4 protein-coding genes, 1 tRNA gene and 2 pseudogenes are annotated in these 4,394 nt (G+C 47.3%); 6 read left to right on the top strand and 1 reads right to left on the bottom strand.

Annotated features, from left to right (window positions below):
- From LZ24_RS16835 to LZ24_RS16855, 6 genes and pseudogenes are all read left to right on the top strand, one after another.
- On the top strand, nt 1-803 hold an 803-nt coding region (locus LZ24_RS16835; protein ID WP_144686872.1), incomplete at its 5' end, for a DUF3426 domain-containing protein.
- Between the two features lie 89 nt (nt 804-892).
- Nucleotides 893-969 (top strand) — tRNA-Met (locus tag LZ24_RS16840).
- A gap of 235 nt (nt 970-1,204) precedes the next feature.
- Nucleotides 1,205-1,595, top strand: a pseudogene (locus LZ24_RS18120) (Arm DNA-binding domain-containing protein).
- Nucleotides 1,556-1,657, top strand: a pseudogene (locus LZ24_RS18125) (hypothetical protein); the annotation flags it as partial. The pseudogenes LZ24_RS18120 and LZ24_RS18125, both read left to right, overlap by 40 nt.
- Nucleotides 1,658-1,694: 37 nt before the next feature.
- Entirely contained in the window at nt 1,695-1,967 is a 273-nt protein-coding gene (locus LZ24_RS16850) for a tyrosine-type recombinase/integrase (RefSeq protein ID WP_144686874.1), read from the top strand.
- Between the two features lie 352 nt (nt 1,968-2,319).
- Nucleotides 2,320-3,258, top strand: a complete 939-nt coding sequence (locus LZ24_RS16855) for a transposase (RefSeq protein WP_144686875.1) — start codon at nt 2,320-2,322, stop codon at nt 3,256-3,258.
- 114 nt (nt 3,259-3,372) lie between these two features.
- Here the strand turns inward: LZ24_RS16855 and LZ24_RS16860 are convergent, their stop codons facing one another.
- Nucleotides 3,373-3,960, bottom strand: coding sequence for an Rpn family recombination-promoting nuclease/putative transposase (locus tag LZ24_RS16860; protein ID WP_144686876.1), 588 nt, complete (start codon nt 3,958-3,960; stop codon nt 3,373-3,375).
- Between the last annotated feature and the right edge of the window lie 434 nt (nt 3,961-4,394).

Genomic DNA, 4,394 nt, shown 5'->3' on the forward strand with positions numbered 1-4,394 from the left:
AAGCACAGAAAGATACTGAAGATCTCGACTTTGACCTTGATCTTGACCTGGGGGATGAAACGTCTAAAAAACAGGTTGCTGACGATGGACTGGAACTTACTCTGGATGATTCTGTATCTGAAACGTCCACAAAAGCCCACCCCTCTGCCGCCGATGAAGCCCTGACTCCACACGCCATCGCCATCCCCCAGAGAGTTCCTGCATCCGGAAGCATTGAAACGGAGCCTGAGGTGGCACCTCCTACGGCCCAGAAACCGGCCACGCTTCGCTTTATCCTGATTCTTCTGCTGCTGCTCATGCTCATGGGGGCAGGAATCTTTGGTGCTGTTTTATATGTTCAGAAAAACAATATTACCCTGCCATTTATTGGCAAGACCACGGTCAGCACGCAACCCGAGTTTCATGATCCCGGCAACCTCAGAATCCGTAAAAGTGCCGTCACTCACAGCTTCATCAACCATGAAGAAGCAGGGAGACTGCTGATCATCACCGGGCAGGTACACAATAACTATCCTCAGCCAAGGAAGCACATCCACATACGGGCAAAACTTTTTGCAGGAGAAACCCTAAGTGCCACCCGCATGGTTTATGCTGGAAATACCCTGCCTGAAATTGAACTGATGCGTATGCCCCTGACGGAAATAGAAAAAGAGCTGAACAAGATATCAGGGGATCGCAATCTTAACGAAAATATTGGTCCAGCACAGACAATCCCGTTTATGTTTGTTTTTTCAGATCTTCCTCAGGGACTTTCAGGATTTGAAATTGATGTCATGCGCTCTTCCCCCGCGGATCGGAAATAAAAAACAGGATCTTTCAAAAATAAGGTTGACGTAAAAGAAAGGCCCTGTTAATAAAGCTTTCGTTTGTCGGGTAAGAACCTGTCAAATATGGCGATGTAGCTCAGCTGGTTAGAGCATGCGGCTCATATCCGCAGAGTCCGGGGTTCAAGTCCCTGCATCGCCACCAACACCAAATTTTAAGCCGCCGAAAGGCGGCTTTTTTATTGCCTGAAATCCATTAACCACACATATCTTCCCCCTTTTTGCCCATGCATCCCTATCATGCAAAACTAAGAAAAAGCTTCCTAAGCAAGGGTTTCTTGAGTAACCAGTGGGTAACCGTTTCGGCGGGAAAAATCCGGTTACTCGCCCTTTTCAAGCCCCTGAATTCTGGTTACTCAAAATCAGGAAAGGAGGCTGATATGACAATAAAATACGCCATCACTTCCGCAGAGTGTGAATGTGCGGTTCCTCAGCAACAAAGATACGCCCTGTCGGATGGTGGCGGACTGCACCTGATTGTTCAGCCATCGGGCAAAAAGTCATGGCATGTACGCTACCGGGTCAAAGGAAAAACAAAGGGCCCTGGTACTGGGCGGCTTCCCGGACATTTCCCTCAAGGAAGCCCGGTCTGATGGCCGGAGATATCCGACTCAGGTTGCCAGAGGAATTGACCTCAGTCTGAAAAAAAACAGGCTGAAGCAGAAAAAAACGGTAAGAATACCTTCCGCCATCTTGCAGATGAGTGGTTTCATCTGGTACACGCCCGACAGGTGGTCCCAAAACATTCCCAGAAAATCAGATTCAGGTTAGATGGCAAAATTCTGTCGATCATCGGATCAAAAAAGACACAGGATATCACGCCTCCGGTGGTACTGGCCCTGCTCCGCTCCATATGTGACAAAGGCCACATTGAAACAGCCCACAGGGGTAAAAACCATCATCTCCCAGGTATTCCGTTATGCCATTTCCAAAGACCGGACAGAACAGGATCCGACACAGGATCTGGCGGGTCTTCTGCCAACCAGCAAGGAGACTCACTTTCCCGCCGTGCTGGACGTGGCCGAGCTGGGAGCGCTGCTACGGGCACTGGACGGGTATACCGGCTCTGCCGTTGTGGCCTCCGCAGCCCGGATTCTGCCACTGCTGTTCTGCCGACCCGGAGAACTGAGGGCCATGGCATGACAGGAGATTGATCCCGCCACAGGTATGTGGACTTGGAATGGCTCTAAAGGAGGGCTGTCCATGATGACACCACTGTCCAGACAGGCCATGCAGATACTGGCAGACCTCCCGGACATACACTGGCTCCGGAAAATATGTATTCCCGTCCCTCCGGGGCGGAGACAGGCCTATTTCCGGTGCAACCATCATGGCCGTGCTGGACTCTCCGGGATACAAAGGCAAATGAAACTGTACTGCAAAATGACAATGAAGGAATTGCTTCTGACTTTATCCAAGTTGCGCAGACAGGAAATCAAGGGAGCCAAAATCCTTTTTCCATTAACCAGACTTCAAATGACTATCTTTAAAGCCTTTGGAGTTAAAGAACCTGTGTAGGTATAAAAAAGAGCCGGATTTCAGGTTTAATGTATTCTGGGCAGAACACAAACTTCTGCTTTATTCCGAGTTCCGTGATGGCAATGTTCCTGCAGGATTTAAACAGACGCAAGTTCTTAAAGAGGCCACAAGGCAACTTCCAGGTAGTGTAAAAAAAGTTCGTGTCCGATCGGATACTGCAGGTTATGAGCATGAATTTCTGGCATATTGTGATGATGGTGGAGATTCCAGGTTTGGTCGAATTGAGTTTGCTGTTGGCTGTCCTGTGACCATGGCTTTTAAAAATGCAGTTAATGAGATCCCTGAAGATAGCTGGGAGATTTTTACAGATTCTGAACAAAGAAACAAAATCGGGCAACGCAAAGAATGGGCAGAAGTCTGTTTTGTTCCCAATAAAATTGCAAAGAAAAAAACTGGCAGAGAATATAGATACCTTGTGACCCGTGAAGTCATTTTGGAACAGGAGGAAATCCCTGGAATGGAAGAAGAAAAGGAATATCCTTTTCCAACGGCAACAATGAACGGTAAAAAATATAAAATTTTCGGTATTATGACAAATATGGACTGGCATGGAGAAAAACTGATCCAGTGGCTTTACAAGCGTTGCGGGGAAAGCGAAGAGGTTCACCGGGCCATGAAGGAAGATTTTGCAGGCGGTCGCCTTCCATCCTCTAATCTGGGTGTGAATGCTGCCTGGTGGTGGATTATGATTCTGGCCCTGAATCTTCACGCGGCTATGAAACTACTGGCTTTGGGGGAAGATTGGGTTACACGGAAGATGAAGATTATTCGTTTTAAACGCATCCATATCCCGGCCCACATCTATGAAAAGGCACGTGTGCTGATTATACGATGCACAAGAGCTGTTGGCTGGATATCGGAGATAAGAAAAAAGATCAGCATGTTAATTGTTTAGCCCGATCCCTTGGTAAGCAACTAATTTTTTCTAAAAATTGCATCAAGAGGGATAGCTGCGCCTAAAATTACTCAAGATTGATTAATTTTGAGTTTTGCGCCTTATATTTGAGACCTACTCCTCATAAAATGACCCTTTTTGAAGCCTCACCGCCCTGTTGAGGGCTGAAAAAAGCCTCCCGAAACACCATAGGAGAGGTGTAGCTGAATTTGATGGAGGATTTGGGGCAAGGTGATCCGTCATCAGCAGTTCAGGGATATCCTTTTCACGGAGCATGAAGCAGAGGTGGCGTTTATCCACATGCTTAAACATCTTAAAATCTAAGATATTAATGCACATGGCAGGTCTCAGAAGGGAATAGTCTTCACCCTCCCCAAGCTGTTCTTTGTACATGGATGCCCAATAGTACAGGATTCTTTCAAGAAAAAAGGCCCTGTACAGATTCTGCATCTCCACATCGAACCACCTGCCGTCCACGGATTTTGCCTTGATGTCCAGAATGCTTTCTTTTTCATTGAAAATGGTCTGGAGGTTGAAGGGATTTTTGATTTCAAGGTCTGTGATCAGGGGGAACCCGGAATCCTTCAGAACGGCATTGATGAAATCAATCAGGATAGGTTTATGCTCTTCCATACCGAAGAGATACTTGAAGAAAATGTCCGATGTGGGCTTTACATAAAAATCCGTGAGCTGCTGGTTCAAGGGGGCCTCCCGTTGGTTGCTGGTTCATATGACAGGGAGAACATAGCCTGAAAAAAAGGAAGTGAGAAGGGCTTCGAGAACCTCACAAAATCAGACTGTAAAGGCAGATCAAAAACAACCAAGGTCGCCGTAGAGAATTGATCTGAAAGGTAATTTTGACAATTTTCAATTTCAGATCAACCCCCCGGCACAGATCCGGACGTGCGCTGCTAACGCATCCGGCTCCTGCATTGAGTCAAACGCGCAGCCTCTCATTTGGCCAAGGGTGTACGATGCGCAGTGATGGTATCCAGATCCGGACGATCTTCTTCATCTTTTCCCAGTTCAGCTTTACCGCTTTCTGACTCCTTCGGCGTAATGACCGAAACCAGGCTTTGATGGTCTGTCCCCGAACTATACTGAGGGTTTCATGGTTTCCCGGCACTCCGAAATAG

The organism is Desulfobotulus alkaliphilus, from assembly GCF_007830435.1.
Taxonomy (GTDB): domain Bacteria; phylum Desulfobacterota; class Desulfobacteria; order Desulfobacterales; family ASO4-4; genus Desulfobotulus; species Desulfobotulus alkaliphilus.